At 48.3% G+C, this 19,665-nt stretch carries 11 protein-coding genes and 1 pseudogene; 4 read left to right on the top strand and 8 right to left on the bottom strand.

Going from position 1 to position 19,665, the window contains the following annotated elements:
* Nucleotides 1-3: 3 nt before the first annotated feature.
* Both srfAA and BAMF_RS21995 read right to left on the bottom strand, forming a co-directional pair.
* Nucleotides 4-10,758 carry a surfactin non-ribosomal peptide synthetase SrfAA gene (gene srfAA, locus BAMF_RS22005; RefSeq protein WP_013350972.1) on the bottom strand — a complete coding sequence of 3,585 codons (10,755 nt, stop codon included), beginning with the start codon at nucleotides 10,756-10,758 and terminating at the stop codon, nucleotides 4-6.
* 589 nt (nucleotides 10,759-11,347) lie between these two features.
* Nucleotides 11,348-11,710, bottom strand: coding sequence for a winged helix-turn-helix transcriptional regulator (locus tag BAMF_RS21995; RefSeq protein WP_013350971.1), 363 nt, complete (start codon nucleotides 11,708-11,710; stop codon nucleotides 11,348-11,350).
* 231 nt (nucleotides 11,711-11,941) lie between these two features.
* Between BAMF_RS21995 and hxlA the strand changes: the two genes are divergently transcribed.
* From hxlA to BAMF_RS21975, 4 genes are all read left to right on the top strand, one after another.
* The gene (gene hxlA / locus BAMF_RS21990) at nucleotides 11,942-12,577 is read left to right on the top strand and encodes a 3-hexulose-6-phosphate synthase (RefSeq protein WP_013350970.1); all 636 of its coding nucleotides are present in this window, start codon (nucleotides 11,942-11,944) and stop codon (nucleotides 12,575-12,577) included.
* Nucleotides 12,574-13,131 carry a 6-phospho-3-hexuloisomerase gene (gene hxlB / locus BAMF_RS21985; RefSeq protein ID WP_013350969.1) on the top strand — a complete coding sequence of 186 codons (558 nt, stop codon included), beginning with the start codon at nucleotides 12,574-12,576 and terminating at the stop codon, nucleotides 13,129-13,131. The genes hxlA and hxlB overlap by 4 nt, the downstream gene beginning before the upstream one ends.
* A gap of 351 nt (nucleotides 13,132-13,482) precedes the next feature.
* Nucleotides 13,483-13,920 (top strand): NucA/NucB deoxyribonuclease domain-containing protein, encoded by a 438-nt coding sequence (locus BAMF_RS21980; protein ID WP_013350968.1) that lies wholly within the window; start codon nucleotides 13,483-13,485, stop codon nucleotides 13,918-13,920.
* Between the two features lie 20 nt (nucleotides 13,921-13,940).
* On the top strand, nucleotides 13,941-14,339 hold the full coding sequence (locus tag BAMF_RS21975; RefSeq protein WP_013350967.1) for a competence protein ComJ: 399 nt from the start codon (nucleotides 13,941-13,943) through the stop codon (nucleotides 14,337-14,339).
* A 40-nt stretch (nucleotides 14,340-14,379) separates the two neighbouring features.
* Here BAMF_RS21975 and BAMF_RS21970 read toward each other — a convergent pair whose 3' ends face one another.
* The 6 genes and pseudogenes from BAMF_RS21970 to BAMF_RS21945 form a co-directional block, all read right to left on the bottom strand.
* A complete protein-coding gene (locus BAMF_RS21970; protein WP_013350966.1) occupies nucleotides 14,380-15,816 on the bottom strand; it encodes a glycoside hydrolase family 1 protein in 1,437 nt (478 codons plus the stop codon).
* Nucleotides 15,817-15,920: 104 nt separating this feature from the next.
* On the bottom strand, nucleotides 15,921-16,244 hold the full coding sequence (locus tag BAMF_RS21965) for a YckD family protein (protein WP_013350965.1): 324 nt from the start codon (nucleotides 16,242-16,244) through the stop codon (nucleotides 15,921-15,923).
* 73 nt (nucleotides 16,245-16,317) lie between these two features.
* The gene (locus tag BAMF_RS21960) at nucleotides 16,318-16,752 is read right to left on the bottom strand and encodes an RDD family protein (RefSeq protein ID WP_013350964.1); all 435 of its coding nucleotides are present in this window, start codon (nucleotides 16,750-16,752) and stop codon (nucleotides 16,318-16,320) included.
* 14 nt (nucleotides 16,753-16,766) lie between these two features.
* Nucleotides 16,767-17,903 carry a zinc-dependent alcohol dehydrogenase gene (locus BAMF_RS21955; protein ID WP_041481695.1) on the bottom strand — a complete coding sequence of 379 codons (1,137 nt, stop codon included), beginning with the start codon at nucleotides 17,901-17,903 and terminating at the stop codon, nucleotides 16,767-16,769.
* A gap of 63 nt (nucleotides 17,904-17,966) precedes the next feature.
* On the bottom strand, nucleotides 17,967-19,169 hold the full coding sequence (locus BAMF_RS21950; protein ID WP_013350962.1) for a GTP-binding protein: 1,203 nt from the start codon (nucleotides 19,167-19,169) through the stop codon (nucleotides 17,967-17,969).
* Nucleotides 19,170-19,357: 188 nt separating this feature from the next.
* A pseudogene (locus BAMF_RS21945) lies at nucleotides 19,358-19,654 on the bottom strand (MFS transporter); the annotation flags it as partial.
* Nucleotides 19,655-19,665 lie beyond the last annotated feature (11 nt).

Raw genomic sequence — 19,665 nt, 5'->3', positions numbered from 1 at the left:
CTGTTAAAGAATTTCCATTAATTTATCAAGTTCATCAAGCGTCAGATCATCATCACCAAGATCACTAGGCGTAAGTTCAGGGCCGTCTTGAGACAGGCAATGATCTATGATTTCCAGAAGGTGCCCTTTAAAGCTGTCACTGAACGATTGAATGGTTTTTTCATGAAATTCGAGAGAATGATAGGCAAACGTCATCGTCATCTGCCCATTTTCTATAAATCCGACAATATCAAGCGCATTCGGCTTCTCCGTGTCAGGGCTCAGCGATTGTCCTGACGGCATATCGGACCTTGTAAATAAGCCGGAATCCGACATCTCATTAAACTGTCCTAAGTAGTTAAAGCTGATATCCGGATCAATCTCAAACGACAGATTCTCTTTATGCTCAGGCGCCGTTACATAACGCAGAATACCGTAACCGACTCCCTTGTTCGGGATATGCCTGATGTCTTCTTTCATTTGTTTCAGCTGATATGAAAGATCGTCGGCGTGTTTCATCTCAAGGATCATCGGATACATGCTCGTAAACCACCCGACCGTCCGGGTGATATTCAGGCCGTCAAGAATGTCCTCGCGCCCGTGGCCTTCCAAGTGAACGCCGATCGTGTCTTCACCCGTCCACTCTTTCAGCGCCAGTCCGAGCGCCGTGAGCAGGATGTCGTTCATTTCCGTATGGTAGGCTTCATGTACATTTGTCGTCAGCTGTTCAGTTTGTTCAGCTGTCAGAGAGAAGCTGACCGTTCTTGTATATTTCATGCGCTGATCAGAAGACTGCCTGTCTTTCGGGAGCTGAGTGCATACCTCTTTTTCCTCAAGCTCTTTCCAGTAATCCGCTTCTTTCAGAAACGCCTTCGTATTTGCGTATTCTTTGATTCTCTCAGCAAATTCCGCAAATGAATGTGTTTTCGGCGGCAGCGCCGGTTCATTGCCTTGCTTCAGCTGTGTATAAACGGAAGTGAAGTCCTCCAGTAAAATCCGCCAAGATACACCGTCTACGACTAAGTGATGAATCGCAAGGAGAAGGTGATCTCCGTCTTCCGCCCGGAAGAGCCCGGCCTTCAGCAGAGGTCCTGTTTCCAGTGAAATACTGCTTTGAAGACGATCTGCTTCCCGTTCGATACGGTCTTCATGATCTTCAGCAAGTCCGTTCAGCTCAAAGACGTTCAGTTCAACAGGGGCATCCTCAAGCCCTCTGTAATACGGTTTTTGCTCGCGATAAATCATCCGGAGCGCATCATGATGCGCCGTCAGTACATGTAATGTTTTTTCTGTTACAGCCGGATCAAAGCCGTCTTTCGCATGAAGCATGACGGATTGGTTCCAGTGGTGTTTGTCCGTAAAGTTCTTCTCAAAGAACCAGCGCTGGATCGGCGTTAAGTCCGCTTCGCCTTCGACAGGGCCCTGATCGGCCTGCTTGCCTTCCGTCCGCTCCACATAGGAGACGAGCTCTTCGATGGTCGGGTGCTGGAAGAGATCCTTCATCTCCAGCTTGTAGCCGTGCTGGTTCAGGCGGCTCGCCATTTGGATGCCTTTGATCGAGTCGCCGCCGAGCGTGAAGAAATTATCGCTTACGCCGATCTGTTCAAGGCCGAGCACTTCCTGCCAAATGTCAGAAAGCAGCGTCTCCATTTCCGTTTCCGGCGCTTTGTACGCGGCGCTTCCCGCTTCAATGTCCGGCGACGGCAGGGCTTTTTTGTCAATCTTTCCGTTTGCGGTGACCGGAAGCTCGTCCATCTCCACCCAGAACGCCGGCACCATGTAGTCAGGAAGGGTATCTTTCAACGCCGCTTTGAGCGCTTCGATGTCCGTCTGCTGAGGCGCGACATAGGCGCAAAGCGCGGTATTGCCCGCTTTGTCTTCCACCGCTGTCACGGCTGCGTCATGAACTCCCGCAAGCTGGGCGAGGCGGACTTCAATTTCTGAAAGCTCGATCCGGTAGCCGCGCACTTTGACCTGCTGGTCGATGCGGCCGATGTATTCGATGCCGCACTGCGTGTTCCATTTGACGAGGTCGCCGGTCCGGTACATGCGCTCGCCGGGCACAAACGGATCGGCGGTAAACCGCTTCGCCGTTTCTTCTTCACGGTTCAGGTATCCGCGCGCAAGCCCGCGGCCTGCCACGCACAATTCACCGGCAATGCCTTCCGGCTGCACCTGATCGCCGTCGCCGAGAATATAAGCTCTCGTATTGGCAATCGCCCGTCCGATTGAAAGCGAATCTTCCTCCGGATTGATCACGCCGCTTGTTGCGACGACGGTGTTTTCCGTCGGGCCGTAGTTGTTGACGATCGTGTACGGCTGTTTCACCGCCCGCTTCAGCTTGTCGCCTCCGACGAGAAGCATGCGGAGAGAGCTATTTTCCAGCTCCATAAACTGTTCGGCCAGCTGCGTCGGCAGGAAGGTGATCGTCACGCCGTGCTCTTGGAAATAGTGATTTAAGCGGGTGATATCCAGCCGGATCGCTTCGTCAATGACGTGAAGCTCCGCGCCGATGGTCCATGTCGGGAACATCTCCCAGATGGAGGCGTCAAAACCGAAGCCCGCGTATTTGGCGCTCTTATCGTCCGCCGTCATGGCGAATGCGTCGTGGTGCCAGAAGCACAGATTCACGAGCGCATGGTGTTCGACCATGACACCCTTCGGCTGTCCGGTCGTTCCCGACGTGTAAATCATATAAGCGAGGTGATCCGCCGTTGTTTCTGTCTGCGGGTTCGCTTCATCATTTTCATCAAGCGGCAGGCTCAGAATCGAGCGGCTGCCGTCAAGCAGAATCGTTTCTCCGGTGTAGCCGTCCGGCACATCGAGCGCTTCCTGCGTGAGAAGAAGCTTGGCGCCGCTGTCCTGCAGAATGTAGCTGATACGTTCTTCCGGATAGTCCGGGTCAATCGGCACAAATGCCGCGCCCGCTTTCAGGACGCCGAGTACGCCCGCGGCCATTTCCAAGGACGGTTTCGTCAAAATGCCGATCCGTTCGTCAGCCGTGACACCGCAATCCATGAGGATGCGGGCGATGCGGTTCGCCCTTGCGTTCAGCTCGCCGTACGTCCATTTCACGCCGTTGTATGCCACGGCCGGGCGGTCTGTGTGGCGGGCAGCCGTTTCTTCAAAGAGACGGTGAACCGTTTTGTCCCGCGGCACGGAAAGCGTTTTTCCTTTCCATGCGTTAAGGAGGGCTTGTTTTTCTGTTTCATTCACCAATGAAAGCTCGGAAAGCTTCGCAGCCGGATTTTCCGCTGCGGCTTCTAACAGATGGAGCCAATAATGCTTCCATGTCTCTGCCGTTTCCGGTTTAAACAGCGCGGTGTTATATTCAAGCACAAACGTCAGGCCTCCGTCTGTGTCATCGGCCGTCATTGTCAGATCAAACTTGGCTGTTTTTCTGTCAAACGGATGATGCTTCAGCTCAATTCCTTCCATGACCAGATCTTCCGCATTTGCGTTTTGCATGGAGAATACCGCATCAAACAGCGGATTTCTGCTCGTATCACGCTGCACCTCAACCTTTTGCAGCAGGTCTTCAAGCGGATAATCCTGTGCATCAAATGCACGTAATGCGGTTTGTTTCACTTCTTCAAGATAATCCGCGAAAGTTTTGTCCGCCTCCGGATACGTCCGAAGCGCGAGTGTATTCACAAATACGCCGATGACGTTTGCGAGATCCGCATGTGACCGTCCCGCGACCGGTGAGCCGACAATGATGTCATGCTGTCCGCTCAGTTTTGAGAGAAAAGCGCTGTATGACGCCAGCAGCACCATGTACATGGTAGAACCCGTTTGTTTCGCAAGACTGCGAAGAGCCGACGTCTGCTTCTCCGTCAGAGAAAAGACCAGCTTGTCTCCTTCAAAGGTTTGCACGGCAGGACGGCTGTAATCAGCCGGAAGCGTCAATACCGGAAGCTCGCCGTCAAGCTCCCGAAGCCAATGCTCCTCCTGCTTGCGATACTGCTCTGATTCAATAAATGTCTGCTGCCATACCGCATAGTCTTTATAATGAATCCGCAGTGGCTCAAGCGTTTCGCCGCCATATAAGCGGGACAGTTCATCTATCAGCACGCCTACGGAAGCGCCGTCCGAAATGATATGGTGCATGTCAAACAACAGCAGGTGATCATGTTCAGCCAGCTTGACCAGGCCCGTTCTGACGAGAGGAAGCTGATCCAGGCGGAACGGCCGGATAAAGCTCTGAATAATTTGTTCAGCGTCTTCCTCAGAGGCTTCGTAATATTCCATGTCAATATCAGCTTCGGCCCATATACGCTGAACCGTTTCTCCATCCTTTATGTCAAACGTCGTTCTGAAGGCTTCATGGCGCTCTGTCAGCTGTTTCATGACGGATTTCAGCTTTTCTGCATCAAGCTTTCCTTTTAAACGCAGCACAGACGGCATGTTATAGCTTGTTTCAGCGCCTTCCAGCTGCTGAAGCACGAACATCCGCTTCTGCGGTGAAGAAACCGGATACGTTTCCCGCACGGCAGCAGGCATGATACTCTCAGCCGCCTTCCGTTCAGATCCGGCAATCAGCTTCGCCAGGCCCGCAGCCGTCGGAGAAGTGAACAGATCCTTTAATGTAAGCCGGACGCCGAATGTCTGCTGAATGAGAGCAAGCAGTTTCATCCCCGCTAACGAATGGCCTCCGATCTCAAAGAACTGATCATGGATGCCAACCCGCTCCATTTGCAGCACCTCAGCCCAAATATCCGTTAGTTTTTGTTCTGTTTCATTGCGCGGCGCCGTATATGACACGGCGTTCGCTGCAGTCACATCAGGCATCGGCAGCGCCCGCCTGTCAATTTTTCCGTTTCCTGTAAGAGGCAATTCATCCATTTGAATAAAGACGGCCGGAATCATATAAGCCGGGAGATCCTTCGCCGTATGCTCCCTCAGTTCCCGGGAAGATATTTCTCTAAGGCCGACAAAGTACGCGCAAAGAAGTTTGTCACCCGCGCCCTGGTCTACAGCGAGCACGATGCATTCCTGAACCTGGTCATGACTTTGGAGCTGATGCTCAATTTCGCCAAGCTCAATCCGCTGTCCCCGGATTTTCACCTGATGGTCGATACGTCCGATAAACTCGATATCGCCATTCGGCAGCCATCTGGCCAAGTCGCCCGTTTTATACATCCGTTCACCTTCCTTAAACGGATGTTTTACAAATTTTTCTTCCGTCAGTTCAGGACGGTTGTAGTAGCCTTCTACGAGGCCTTCCCCGCTGACGCACAGTTCTCCCGGGATGCCTGCCGGCTGTATTCGCCCGGCCTTGTTCATGATGAAGATTTCCGTATTGCTGACCGGTTTTCCGATCGGAACGGAGATCGCATCCTCTTCAATGACATCCACTGGATGGTATGTCGCAAATACAGTGCTTTCCGACGGGCCGTACATATGGAGCAGTCTTCCTTTTCCGACTGCCGCAAGCGCCTTCTTGACATGCTCAACAGACGCTCTTTCGCCCCCGAACATGATTTTCCGAAGCGTCGTCAGACAGGACGGCTCCATATCAACAAGCAGGTGGAACAGGGCCGTCGTAATCATCAGAATGCTTACATTCTCCCGTTTGATCACACGGGACAAGCGGGACATGTCCAGCACCGTATCTTTCGGAACGATCACAAGCTTTGCACCGTTTAACAGCGAACCGAACATATCAAACATAAAGGCGTCAAAGACGTAGTTTGACAGTCCGAGCACCGTGTCTTCTTCAGAAACGGTCAAATAGTTCGTGTTTTTTACCGTCCGTAATATGTTGGCATGTGTGACGATGTTTCCTTTCGGCGTTCCCGTCGTGCCTGATGTATAAGTGAGATTCGCAATGGTTTTTGAATCAAACGGCAACGCGAGATTGTGAGAGTCCTTTTCATAGCTCTCCTCATCATCAGCAAGCAAGATGACGCCTTGAAAACCGGCTTTTTCCGCAATCGGCTTGAGGCTTCGCTGAGTCAGGAGCACACTCGCCCCGCTGTCACGGAAGAAATGCTGAATCCGCTGAACCGGATGCTCAGGATCAATCGGCACATAGGCGGACCCCGCTTTTAACACAGCCATAATGGAAACAATCATATCCAATGACCGTTCACACAAAACAGCCGCGGTTTTTCCGCTGCCCCCGGCCGAAAGAATATGCCGCGCAAGCCTGTTGGCCCGTTCATTCAGCTGTTGATACGACAGGGTTTCCCCTTCGAACTGAAGAGCCGTCCGGTCCGGGTTCTTTTGAGCCTGTTCTTCAAAGATCTGCACGATCGTTTGATCTTTCGGGTATGCCGTGCGTTCCGGGTTGAACCGCTGTAATTGGTTCAAAGCCTCCCGTTCAGAAAGCAGATCATATTCGCTGATTTTCGCTTCCGGCTGAGCTGCCGCGCTCTCCAGCAGGCGGACATAATGCGTAAGCATACGGTCAGCAGTCGACCGCTTAAACAGCTTCGTGCAATAGTCCAGATCAAGCGCAACGCCTTCTGCCGTCTCCCTGGCCTGCATTGTCAGATCGAACTTGGCGATATTGAAGTTTGTTTCATGAAGAGACAGTGTCAGATTACCGATCTCCGGAATTCCGTCCGAAATATTTTGCAGGCTGAACATCGTATCAAATATCGGGTGCCTGCTCATATCCCGGGGCACATTCAGTTCCTCGGTCAGCCACTCAAACGGATAGTCCTGATGAGAAAACGCGTCCAGCACCTGCTTGCGCACATGGCCTAACAAGCCTGTAAATGTCTGATCCTGCTTCACGGTGCTCCGCAGCGCAAGGGTGTTGACAAACATCCCGATCAACCCCTCAGTATCAGAATGGTGTCTTCCCGCTGACGGTGTCCCTACGATGATGTCTTCCTGTCCTGAATATTTAGAAAGCAGCGTATAATATGCCGATAACAGCACCATGTAAAGGGTGGCTCCGTTTTTCTCGGCAAGCTTTTGCAGCCGTTCCCGCAGCGTTTTCGGCAGCTTGACTGACACGCGGTCACCTTCAAAGCTTTGCACCTGCGGCCGCGGATAATCAGGGAGCAGCTGAAGCACCGGCAGTTCGCCGCTGAAGACTTCCTTCCAGTATGCCCGCTCCTTCTTGTAGCCTTCTTCCGCCCGTTCCGCCTGCCAGACGGCGTAATCTTTATATTGAATGCTCAATTCAGGCAGCTGTTTTCCGCCATAGATGTCTGCAAGTTCCTTCAGCATGATGGAAATAGACACCCCGTCTGAAATAAGGTGGTGCATATCAAACAGCATCATATGGCGATTGTGACCGAGCGTTTGCAGACCGATTCTGAACAGCGGCGCCTCTTCCAGCTCAAAACGGCGCACAAAGTCCTTCATGACCTGCTCATTCGTTCTTCCGCCCGCTTCAATCACTTCAATATGAAATGGAACTTGCTCATGAATCACCTGTCTCGGCGTGCCGTCTTCTGATTGAAACGATGTTCTGAGCGCTTCATGTCTGCTGATTAAGGCAGAAAATGCACGCTCAAGTTTTTCACGATCTAAAGCGCCTTCGATCATGGCTGCCGCCGGCATGTTATACCCGACTCCCGCATCTTCAAATTGGCTCGCGATATAAACCCGCTGCTGAGCGAGAGAAAGCGGATAGCTCGCTTGCTTCTCAGCCGGCTCAATCGTACTGAAAGCCGGTCCTTCGTTTCGGCTTGCCGCATAATCGGCAAGCGCCGCGATTGTCGGATGCTCAAACAAGTACTGCAGCGGAATTTCAACGCCCATTTGCTTATGAATTTTCGTCAGAAGCGTCATTGCCTTTAATGAATGACCGCCTGACTCGAAGAAATGATCATAAATACCCGCCTTGTCCATGCCGAGTACTTCCTGCCAGATGACGGCGAGCGTTTCCTCCGTTTCATTTCTCGGTGAGGCATACTCGGACGAACTGACAGCCTGCACATCAAGCGCGAACAGCTTTTTGCGGTCCGCCTTCCCGCTCGGCGTGAGCGGAATTTTATCCGTTTTTGTAAAGTAAGCAGGCACCATGTAATCAGGAAGGTGTTTGGACACATACTCCCTGTACTCGGCAGGATGAAACTCGGTTCCTTTCTCCTGAACGATATAGGCGCAAACATCCAAGCTGCCCTGCTGATCCGGCCGTGCCAGCACGACGGCCTCCGCCGCGCCCGGAGCTTTTCTGAGCACCGTTTCAATTTCTCCCAGCTCAATGCGGTAGCCGCGGACTTTCACCTGATCATCTTCACGGCCGATATATTCGATTGTGCCGTCCGGCAGCCAGCGTGCCATATCACCCGTACGGTACATGCGGCCGCTCTCACTGAACGGGTCTTGCAAAAACTTCTCTGCGGTCAAATCCGGAAGATTTAAATAGCCGCGGCCTACACCGTCTCCAGCGATATACAGCTCACCGGCCGTACCGTCGGGCTGAAGCCGTTTGTGTTTATCCAATATATACAGCCGGGCATTTCCGAGCGGTTTTCCGATCGGAACGTACGCCGCCTGCTGCATCATTCCGTTATCTGCTGACACCGGGTGCACGGACGCATCTACGCACGTCTCCGTTGGCCCGTAGACATTTGTCAGCCGCGGCGCTCTGCCCGTTTGATGAAAGAGTTGCAGCAGCTGTTCAGCAACAGCTGCAGACAGGCCTTCTCCGCCGATGAGCATGTGGCGCAGTTCAATTCCGCTGACATCTCCCGCCGCAACCATCATCTGCAGATGCGCAGGCGTTCCGTCGGTGGCTTCAATCCGGTTTTGGCGATAATAGTCCAGCAGTGCCGAGCCGTTCGTTACAGTTGTTTTCGGCACGATATAAAGCGTCTGACCCAGAAGAAGTGAGGCAAAAATCTGTTTGACGGACGCATCAAAATGAAACGGAGCCAAAAGCGCCATTCTTAATGTCTGTTCACCGCATTGATATATCTCCTGCTGGAGTGATTGAACCAGATGATGAACTTGCCGGTGTTCAATCATCACGCCTTTCGGCCGCCCCGTTGTGCCGGACGTATAGATAATGTAAGCCAGCCGGTCTGATTGAGTGCCGACACCTTCAGCAGCCGCCTCATACTGAACGGCCTCGTCAAAATCAATCCATTCAGCATCAGTTTCACGCGCCTGTATCCCGGCCTCTGTCAGAACGGCCTTCGCTCCGCTGTCCTCCAATATGTACTGAATCCGATCCGCCGGAAAGTCAGGATCGATCGGCACATATGCGCTGCCCGCTTTCAAAATTCCCAATATTGCCGCAATGACACGTTCAGAACGGCCGAGCAGCACCGCGACAGGAGAGTCCGCTGATATCCCGGCTTTAAGAAGGCGTCCAGCGATACGGTTTGACTGATCATGTAATGTGCGATAGGACAATGTTCGGCCTTCATATACAACCGCGGGTTTGTCAGACAGTGTCTTCGCTTTCTCTTCAAACAGCGCCGGAATCGTCATCTCCTTGCGATAAGCCACCTGATTGCCGGAGGCCCGTTTCAGAAGCATCTCTTTCTCAGAATCCGAAAGAAGAGCGAGCTCATCAATTACGCGATCAGGAGATGAAATCGCATCTTCAATCAGCGTGATCAGACGTTCAGAAACAGATTTAATTTCCTCGGCTTTGAATATGTCACTGCGATAGTCAAAATCAATCGTCAATTTCCCGGTGTCCCATCGTTCCTTCACATGAATCGAAATATCATTTGTTCCGCTTCCGCTGAAGATCGGGTCTGTCAAGAAGGACAGATTCTCTTTTTTCTGCCACTGCATCACCTGATACTCCAGAGATACTGTAAACAATCTGCTCAGCGAACTTTTCGAAGCGCGCAAATCATTGACAAGCAGGTTATACGGATACTTTTGGTGGCGGAGAATTTTCATCAGATCCTTCATCCGGCCTTTGACGAATTCCAAGAACGACTGTCCTCCGTCAACGCTTGTCCGCACAGGCACCGTAGATACGAACATCCCGAGCATTTGCTTTTCCTTCGCATTCGTCCGGTTTCCCATAAACGTACCCGTGACGACGTCATCCCGGCCTGTTACTTTGTAGAGATAAGCGATCAGAGCTGACTGGAACAGAGAAAGAACGCTGACCTTATGCTCCCCGCAGAATGATTGAATCCGGCCGTACAGGTCATGAGGAATTTCTTGAGAAAACCGTTTCGCATCAAGCCCCGCATCTGCCTGGCTCCGTTTTAAAGACACAAGCTCCGGTACGGTCTCAAACTGTCCGTTCCAAAAATCCCGATCCTTTTTGAACCGCTTCGACTGCACATATTCCTGCTCTGTCAGCACGTGCTCGATAAAGGAAGGAATCTCCGCCTCGTTCTCACTTGCTCCGCCCGAAAGCTCCAAATAAATATCGGTAATCGTATTGCCCAGAATCGTCATGGAAATTCCGTCTGAAATAACGTGATGCACATTAACATAGAACCAAACCTCTTTTTCGCTGATGGTGTGCACGGAAAAACGAAACAAATCCTGATCATATAACGCCAGAGGCTTGCTTGCCTCGTCACGCCCCCATTTTGACAGCTCGTCCGCAGAGCAACCGGCTTGCCTGATATCTGTATGCTTGATAGTCAGCGGACGGTATTCGCTCACATATTGAACGGGCTCCCCCTCATCATCAAGCCGAAGACGGATTCTCATCGACTCATGCCGCCGGACGAATTCCTGTATCGCTTTCTCAACGAAATGGGCTTGTACCCCGTCTTCAGAAATGAGTTTCCCGAAGCCGGCAAGGTTTGAAATACTTGTGTGCGGATAGAATTTCTCTGTATACCAGATACGTTTTTGAGCATTTGTTAAAGGATAAAAAGTTATTCCCATATGTGTACGCCTCCCTTTTTAAGATAAAATTGTCAATTCTTCCTTAGAAACAGCCTCCCTCAATGTCCCTAACTCATTCTCAAGCCAAAAGAACCACTTACCTCCAAAACATCCCGATTCAAAACACCGCCGAAATCCGTCATCCATTACTTGTAAAGACCGAAATTTCGGCATCAAATTATGGGAAATCCAGACAAAAGTCAAGATTGTAAGCACGAAAGGTTTACCTATTTCTTCATGAATTTCTATATATCTACTTACGTTCACTTTATATGAAAATATTGTTTTTATCACCGAAAAATGGGTGAAAAGTTTCATGCGGCACACCGAAAAAAATTCCGACAAATCCAGAGGGATTTTTGCGGCATCCCGCAATTTATTTTCAAAAAATATTATTTACGTAAAATTAAAAATCTTTAAACTATAGTATAAAATCTGCCGAATATCCCATTATGGCAGAATGAAAAAAGTTAACATATGTAAGCCGATACAAGAAAAAAAGCGCAAGAACCGAAACAGGAGGTTCAACCGTTCGCAATATGATTTCATTAACCCGCAAAAAAAAGCACTCTATTTTACATAGAGCGCTTCAAAAAGATTCCTTAATTGCAGTTTTATCAATGTTGATTAATTCCATATATTCTTTTCCCCACTTATACATGGCGTCCAGAATCGGCATAAGGCTCTCTCCTTGCGCCGTTAAAGAGTACTCCACTTTCGGAGGGACGACAGGGTAAACTTCCCTGTGAACGATCAGATCCTGCTCCAGCTCCCTGAGCTGATTCACAAGAATTTTGTGCGTAATATCAGGAATTAAAGCTTTCAGCTCATTAAACCGCTTCGTTCCTTCTTTCCCCAAGTGCCACATAATCAGCATTTTCCACTTCCCGCCTATCACGGCAAGCGTCAATTCCTTTTCGCAATTAAACGTCTTCTTATCCATTCGGCTCACGGACAACTCTCCTTCCTCTGACTTTTCGTATGTTCATCATCTATTAATACACACTTACTTTTTCACAGAGCTTTCATCAGTTTATACTACCACGCAGTTTTGCTGAAACAAAGCGCATTGCCTGCGGGGACAGTATCCTCAAGGTAACTATTAGACTTCAAAGTGCGTACTTCTCAACATGCGGGACGCTCTATAGAATGTAAATACATTAAGAAGAGGAGTGGATATAAAGTGGAATTACAGCTCGCATTAGACTTAGTGAATATTCCTGAAGCAATTGAACTTGTGAAAGAGGTCGAACAATATATAGATGTTGTTGAAATCGGCACTCCGGTTGTCATTAATGAAGGACTGAGAGCCGTACAGCAAATGAAGGAGGCCTTTCCTCATCTGAAAGTGCTTGCTGATCTTAAAATCATGGATGCGGGCGGTTACGAGATTATGAAAGCGGCAGAAGCGGGAGCCGACATCATCACCGTTTTAGGGGCAACAGATGACTCAACGATCAAAGGGGCGGTTTCTGAAGCAAAAAAGCAGCAGAAAAAAATCCTCGTCGATATGATTAACGTAAAAGACCTTGAAACACGGGCAACAGAAATTGACCAACTCGGTGTTGATTATATTTGTGTTCACACAGGTTATGATCTTCAAGCAGAAGGAAAAAATTCATTCGGGGAACTGACGGCGATTAAAAAAGCGGTCAAGAACACAAAAACCGCAATTGCCGGAGGCATTAAACTTGATACGCTTCCTGAAGCCATCAAACAAAACCCGGATTTAATCATTGTTGGCGGAGGGATTACGGGCGCTGACGATAAAGCGGATGCTGCTTCAAAAATGAAACAGCTGATCACACAAGGATCATGAAAACGACTGAATACTTACATGACATCCTGAATGAATTATCCCGTACCGCATCATTAATAGCCGACAGTGAAGCTGACAAGCTTGCGGAGCAGATTTTATCGGCAGATCAGATCTTCACATCCGGAGCCGGCCGTTCCGGTTTTATGGCTAAAGCGTTCGCCATGAGGATGATGCATATCGGACTGAACGCTTACATTGTCGGTGAGACGCTTACCCCTCCCCTCCAAGAAGGCGGTCTCGTCATCATCGGCTCCGGCTCAGGAGAAACAAAAAGTCTCCTCCACACAGCCGAAAAAGCCAAAAGCCTTAACGGCATCATCACTGCATTAACGATTAACCCCGCCTCGAGTCTCGGCAAACTTGCGGATCTCACGATAACGATCCCAGGCTCTCCTAAGGAAGAGACAGACGGAGACAGAAAGACGATTCAGCCGATGGGTTCTTTATTCGAACAAACTCTTCTGCTGTTTTATGATGCGGTTATCCTAAAAATCATGGAGAAAAAAGAACTGAATTCGGCAGATATGTTTACAAAACATGCGAATCTGGAATGACATGCTGACGGCCTTCTTATAAGATGGCCGTCTTTTTATCGTTCCGTCGCGCAGAATTACAAACCGTCACGGGGCGGAAACTCGCCGACGAATTACCCTGCCGGTGAGCTTATCGCTATAATAGCCAATTATTCAGACGGCCGCAATCATTCATTTCTGAATAGAGAAACGGCAAAAAACACTTTCTGATCGGTTTTTTATTTGGATAAAGCGGATTTGTACGGACGGTTTTACAGATATTCAGCAGAATTGCGGCTGAAAAATATATTTTAACAGCTTTACAGCGGGACGATTCTGCTTTATTCTTGGACCAGCTTCACAGCAATTTAAAACTGGAGGTGATTGATACTCTTGAAAACATTAAAAGCACTGCTGCTTGTTCTTATCATCATTGCCGGAGCAGTCGCGGCCCTGATCAAGGGTGATATTTTCTCAGATAACGAGCAGACCGTTCAGAAGAGTGATTACGACAAGGTAATCCTATTTCCGTCCGATCGATATCCGGAAACAGCAAAGCATATTAAGGACGCGATAAAAGAAGGACATTCCAGCATATGCACCATTGACAGAGACGGAGTACATAAGCGGCGTGAACAATCTCTTAAACATGTGCCTGTAAAAACAGGATACGATAGGGATGAATGGCCGATGGCGGTTTGTAAACAGGGCGGAAATAATGCCTCCGTAGAATATATTTCTCCGGCAGACAACCGCGGAGCCGGCTCTTGGGTCGGACACCAGCTTACCAATGATCCAGACGGAACGAGAGTATTATTTAAAATCAAGTAAAAAACAGGAGGAACAGCGCATTGATTAAATCATGGAAACCGCAAGAACTGACCATTTCTTATCATCAATTTACAATCTTCCAAAAAGATTCAGAACCGCCTGTTATCGATTGGACCGATGAAGCCATTGAAAAAGGATACGCGGAGGCTGACGATGCTGTTTCATTTGAAGCAGGGAGAAATACGAAGGCATTTATCGTCCTGAGGCTGAACACAAATGAGCCGGTGCCATCCTATGAGAAAAAAGCGACTGTTCCCTTCGAGGCTGTAAAAGATGGGATTGAAATTGAAAGCGTGATGTCAAAAAGGCTTTTCTTCGATCTTCCGAAAGGCCGATACAGCCTTACCTGTTATTCAGTGCCTGCCGAAATATCCGATCTTCATGCAGATACGTATATTATTGATGCGGCCGCAATGTAAAAGAAATCCCTGAGAGAATCATATTTCTCTCAGGGAACTTTTATAAACTCTTACCGTTTGTTTCAATTACATTCTGATACCAATAAAAACTTTTTTTCCTGATCCGTTTCAGATCCTTTTCGTCTTCTTCATCACGATTGATATATACAAAGCCGTAGCGCTTTTGATAGCCGTTCAGCCAGCTTAACAGATCCGTAAATGACCAGCTGCAGTAGCCGATGAGATTAACTCCGTCACTGATGGCCTCTCTGCACTGTTCAAGATGGGAGCGTAAATAGTCGATTCTGTAGTCATCCTGAATCGAGCCGTCTTCTTCTATTTTATCGAATTCCCCCAGCCCGTTTTCTGTAACAAAAACCGGAAGCTGATACCTACTCGTTATACGCCGGAGGCCGATGCGCAGGCCTGTCGGGTCAATCGTCCAATCCCAATTGCTCGTCACAAGATCAGGATTCTTTTTCGTTTTAAACAGTCCCGGTATACCTGTGTCCTGGTTTGTCCCTTTCTGCCCCGTCGTGTTCATTTTCCCCTCCGATACACCATCAAGAGGATTTCTTTCATACGTAATCGTCTGATAATAATTAACACCGATGAAATCCGGCTTGCCTTTTGCCAGCAGCTCCATATCGCCGGCTTCAATGGCAGGCGCCCAGCCCTTTTCCTTTAAATAGCTGAAAGGAATTTGCGGATAAGTCCCCCAGCAGTACATATCAAGCCACCAATGATTCATAAATTCCTCTGCGTTTTCAAATGCAGTTATGTCTTCAGGGTGACTTGTCAGCGGATAAGCCGGTGAATATGCGAAGCTCGGGCCGATCAAGCCGTCAGGAACATATTTTCTGAAGGATTCAATTGCTTTGGCATTAGCTAAAAATGCGATATGATTCGCTTCATAAAATCGTTTTCTGTCCTTTACACCGGGTGGATGTGAAGCTGTAATGAATCCGTTATGAAAATTATAATTCTGCTCATTTAACGTGACCCAGTACTTCACCTTTCCGGCGAATCTTTTGTATAACGCAACGCAGTAATTATTAAAATCATCAATTATTTTCCTTGATTCAAATCCGCCGTACTCATCCATCAGCGCCTGAGGCAAGTCCCAATGATAGAGAGTCAGCACCGGCTCAATATTGTTAGAAATCAATTCATCGATCAAGTTTTCATAAAATGCGATCCCTGCTTCGTTGATTTCCCCTCTGCCTTTCGGAAAAATTCTCGGCCAGCTGACAGAAAAGCGATAAGCTTTCAAACCCATCTCTGCCATCAAGGCGATATCTTCTTTATAACGTTCATAATGGCCGACTGCTGTATCACCGTTTGAGCCTTTAAATGTTTTACCCGGTATTTTTGTGAAAAAGTCCCATACTGAAGGGCCTTTACCGTCTGTATTCCAGGCTCCTTCAACCTGATAGGCAGCTGAAGCTGACCCCCATAGAAATGTATCAGGGAAAAGACCCGGTTTTTCATGTATCATGTGTTTTCATCCTCCTGATGCGTATGATATTAATATCATACGTTATGAAACGCGTTTCAAAGCAATCCCGATAAAAACAAAAAAGCATCCGACTTGCCGGATGCTTAAGAATGATGATGCCGTTTTTCCAGTTTATGAGGGGGAGGCTTTGGAATAAAGCCGTTTTGTTTCATCATATTAAAGTGCCTGTCCATATGCTGTTTAATATGCTCTGCTTTTTCTTTCGGCAGGACGCCGTACTCAACATATTTGGAAATGACATGTTTGCGTTTTTCGAGTATTTCTTTTTCAAGTGATTCAATTTCTTTTTTCTGCTGTTGCGTAAGTGACATTGTTGAAGGCATTTTCGTTTCAGCGGCGTGTGCCGGCATTGTGAAAACCATTGCCGTAATGAAAAACGCAGCCAATGATAACGCAGCTTTTTTCATGACTCTTTCCTCCTTTAACGTTTGTAATATGTTGTGCCTTCATCCAGTTTTTATGCAAAAAAAAAGAGCGAAATTATTCGCTCTTTTCAATCGATTCATCCGGCAGCGCGTATGTGACATACGTTCCTGCTACAAAATCGTGGATTGACCGTTTGTCTTCTCTCATTCCGACCATGAAGGCGCTCACGATCACACCGATTCCAAACGTCACGCCATATATTAAAGCGCCCACAAGCACTCTTAAAATCATAGTAAGAAAGCCTACCTGAGTGCCGTCTTTTTTGACAATGCGGATACCGCAAATCTTTTTGCCGATAACGTAACCGTTCCAGTAAACTGGGAGCAAAAGAGAATAAAGAGTCAAAATGATGCTGATCATTGTGCTATCATTCGGATCTTTTCCTGTTGCCAGCATAAAAATAATCGCCAGAGGCACTGAAGTAATTAAATAGTCGAGTACTAAGGCTCCCAATCTGATCCAAAATCCTGCCGGTCTGTAAATATTCATTGTGTTTCCCCTCGCTATGGCTTCAAAATCACTTTAATATTGCCATCTTCTTTTTTGTCAAATATATCATATGCAGCAGGGGCTTCCGCAAGACTCATTTTATGCGTAATGATATCCGTCGGATCAATTTCATTTTGTTCGACCATTTGATACAGCATCGGCATCAGATGGATAACGGGTGCCTGCCCCATTTTTAAAGAGACGTTGCGGGTGAAAAAATCACCGAGCGGAAAACCGTCCGCTTCAGAAATATATGCGCCTGTGAGCTGAACTGTTCCGAACTTCTTAACGGCTTCTGACGCTGTAAGAATCGGACTGATGGTTCCGAACTGATTCGGCTTTTGCTCTGCTTTTTCTTTTGAAAGCGGCGTACCGTCCATTCCGACACAATCAATCACAACATCCGCGCCCCCTGACGTTTGCTCATGCAGCAGTTTTCCGATCTCATCATGTTCTGAAAAATTGAAGGTCTCTGCTCCGTTTGTGCGTCGCGCATGTTCAAGACGCTGCGGGACTTGATCGACTGCGATGACCCGTTTTGCTCCTTTTTTCCAAGCGAATTTTTGCGCCATTAAACCGATCGGCCCGGACCCCAGAATAACGACTGTGTCTCCTTTTTTCACTCCGCTGTGCTGGACGCTCCAAAAGGCGGTCGGCATGACATCTGACAGAAGCAGCACCTGCTCATCTTCAAGCCCGCTGTCTGCCGGAACCAGAAAAGAAGAGAAATCAGCAAAAGGAACACGCAAATATTCAGCCTGCCCGCCGGGATAATTACCGTTAAACTCCGAGAAACCGAATAAGCCGCCGGCATCTGTATGAGGGTTTGGGTTTGATTCATCACACTGGCTTTCCATCTGGTGCTTGCAATAATGACATTCACCGCAGCCGATGTTAAAAGGGATCACGACGCGGTCGCCTTTTTTCAGCCTTTTGACTTGACTGCCCGTTTCTTCAACGATTCCCATCGGCTCATGTCCGACGATATAACCCGGATCGGCGGGGATTCCGTTTTTATATAAATGAAGATCTGAACCGCAAATCCCGGTTGCGGTGATTCGAACGATGACATCTCTCTCGTCTTGAATGGAGGGTGCCGGGACTTCTTTCACTTCTATATGTTCTTTCCCTTGGTATGTCAGTGCTTTCACATTGGTCAGCTCCTTTTTCATCACTCCTTCCCTTCTCACCCGCTTCTAAACTTGGCCGGTATGTTATTCAGCCCGCTGAATGTCCCATTGAAAAGGATCTTCAAGCTGCGACCAGTCAGAATCGAACTCAGACGGTGTCAGCAGACACTGATCTAATTCCTTTGTGATGGCTGCTTGATCTAAATCAGTTCCGATAAACACCAGATTCGTATGGCGGTCTCCGAATTGAGCGTCCCAATCCTCCAGAATTTCCGGTTCCTGCTGTTTGATCTGCTCCTGCTCAAGTTTCGGCATCGCCGCCACCCAATAAGAAACAGGCTCAATCGAGACTGCCGGACCTGCCTGAGACATCAGCAGCGCAAGGCTGTTGCGGGTTGCGCACCATGCAATTCCTTTTGCGCGTACAATGTTGTCAGGCATTGATTGATGCAGCCAGCTGTCAAAACGAGCGGTATGAAACGGCAGACGCCGCGAGTACACAAACGAAGTGATTCCGTACTCTTCCGTTTCCGGAGTGTGCGCCTCATGACCTGCCGTCAGCTCCTTTATCCATCCTGCAGATGAACTTGCCTCCTCAAACTCAAATAAACCGGTATTTAATATGCATTCGGGAGACACCTCTCCGCGGACGGATCGGATCAGCTTGGCCCGGGGCTGTAATGCACGAAGAACTGTTTCAAGCTGTTCAAGCTCTTTTTCGCCCACCATGTCGCGCTTATTTAAAATGAGAACGTCACAAAACTCGATTTGATCAATTAATAGATCAGCAATCTCTCGTTCATCCTCTTCTCCCGCCGCTTCCTTACGGTCAAGGAGGCTGTCACCGGACTGGAAATCATGCCAGAAGCGGTTTGCATCCACCACAGTCACCATTGTGTCCAGCTTGCAGAAGGCTGTCAGATCAATGCCCATTTCTTCATCTATGTAAGAAAATGTTTGGGCAACGGGAATCGGTTCGCTGATCCCTGTTGATTCAATTACGATGTAATCAAACCTGCCGTCTTTGGCGAGTTTCTCGACCTCGACTAATAGATCCTCACGCAGCGTGCAGCAGATACAGCCGTTGGATAATTCCACAAGTTTCTCATCTGTCCGTGATAAGCCGCCTCCCTGCTTCACCAAGCCGGCGTCTATGTTTACTTCGCTCATGTCATTGACGATGACAGCAATTTTTAAACCGTTGCGATTTTGTAAAATATGATTCAAAACAGTCGTCTTTCCAGCACCAAGATAGCCGCTTAATACTGTAACCGGAATTTTTTTCATGAACATATCCTCCTGATAAAATAGAATGATTACGATTTATGATACATACCCGTCTCTTTTCAATTATTATGTACATCAGTTTAAATCGCAATCGTTACTATTTATTCTGCTGTATTCTCCGTTTAAAATCAAGTAAAAGTTATACATCATGAAAAAGACACGCTGTCACACGTGTCTTCCGCTCAAACTTAAACATCCGCATGGCTGCTTTCAGTGCCATAGCTTTTTCTCCAATAATAACCTGCTGCGAGAACAAGCACAAACGCAAGCAATGCGATACATGAAAAAGAGATAAAGCCGATAGCATAAGATCCCGTCACCTGCTTTAATGACCCTAAAATATTGGGAAGAAAAAAACCGCCTATGCCGCCGGCCGCCCCGACGATTCCCGTCACCATTCCGATTTCTTTTCTAAAGTGCTGCGGGACAAGCTGAAATACCGCTCCGTTACCCATGCCGAGCGCCATCATTCCGATAAACAGCAGATTGTAAAATG

This window comes from Bacillus amyloliquefaciens DSM 7 = ATCC 23350, from assembly GCF_000196735.1.
Classification (GTDB): domain Bacteria; phylum Bacillota; class Bacilli; order Bacillales; family Bacillaceae; genus Bacillus; species Bacillus amyloliquefaciens.
Note: the sequence above shows the minus strand (reverse complement) of the source record. Positions and strands in the feature narration are given on the sequence as shown.